This window comes from Acidovorax sp. KPB24-03 (assembly GCF_057546605.1).
This window is the reverse complement of the sequence record NZ_BAAJYR010000719.1, coordinates 1-1,114: the sequence shown is the minus strand read 5'-3', so window position 1 is coordinate 1,114 and position 1,114 is coordinate 1. Positions and strand designations below refer to the sequence as shown.

Sequence of the window (1,114 nt, the reverse complement as noted above, 5' to 3'; positions counted from 1 at the left end):
CTGCAGTTGGCGGAACTGGCTGACGGCGGCCCAGAAGGCCTGCAGGCCCTGGCCCTGCAGCGCGCTGATCTGCAGCACCTTGGGCTGCCAGGGGGCGCGTCGGCCGGGGCCGGAGCCGGTTCGCTTTCGGCCGACACCGCGCCGTGGCCCGCTGCCGGCGCGTGGCGGGGGTGGCCCAGCGAGCGCTCGGGGTTGCCGTGCTGGCTGAGCAGCCGCAGGCTGGAGGTGATCTGCGCCTCGGCGCGGGTGGCGGCGTGCGGGTCGATGTCGGCCTTGTTGATGACGACCAGGTCGGCGATCTCCATCACGCCCTTCTTGATGGCCTGCAGGTCGTCGCCCGCGTTGGGCAGCTGCAGCAGCACGAACATGTCGGTCATGCCGGCCACGGCGATCTCGCTCTGGCCCACGCCGACGGTCTCCACCATGACGATGTCGTAGCCGGCGGCCTCGCACACCAGCATGGCCTCGCGCGTTTTCTCGGCCACGCCGCCCAGGGTGCCGCTGGACGGGCTGGGGCGGATGTAGGCCTTCTCGTGCATGGACAGGTGTTCCATGCGGGTCTTGTCGCCCAGGATGGAGCCGCCCGACACGGTGGAGGACGGGTCGATGGTGAGCACCGCCACGCGGTGGCCCAGGCCGATGAGGTGCAGGCCCAGCACTTCGATGAAGGTGGATTTGCCCACGCCGGGCACGCCGCTGATCCCCAGGCGAAACGACTGGCCGGTGTGCGGCAGCAAGGCGGTGAGCAGCTCGTCACCCTGCGCGCGGTGGTCGGCGCGGGTCGACTCCAGCAGCGTGATCGCCTTGGACATGGCCCGGCGCTGCACGGCCTGGGCGCCGTGGAGGATTCCGTCCAGCCAGCCGCCGGCCGAAGGTGGCCGATGGGGCGAAGCCCCCGTAGCAGAAGCGGTCGAAGGCCGGGGCGCGCTCATTCGGCCCCCTCTTCGGGCCGCCACTCGTAGTGCACGTCCACGTCTTCCTCGCCGGTCTGCACGAAGCCGTGGCGCTGGTAGAAGCGGTTGGCATCGCTGCGCTGCAGCGCGGTCACGCGCAGCACGGCGCCTTCGCGGCGCGCCCGGTCCTGCACCTGGGCCAGCACGGCGGCGCCCACGCC

At 71.9% G+C, this 1,114-nt stretch carries 1 protein-coding gene and 1 pseudogene; both read right to left on the bottom strand.

Features of this window, described 5'->3' with window-relative positions:
- A pseudogene (gene meaB, locus AC27KI_RS25485) lies at positions 1-812 on the bottom strand (methylmalonyl Co-A mutase-associated GTPase MeaB); the annotation flags it as partial.
- Positions 813-928: 116 nt separating this feature from the next.
- Positions 929-1,114 (bottom strand): GNAT family N-acetyltransferase (locus AC27KI_RS25480; RefSeq protein WP_487091317.1); only part of this gene is annotated, 186 nt, incomplete at its 5' end.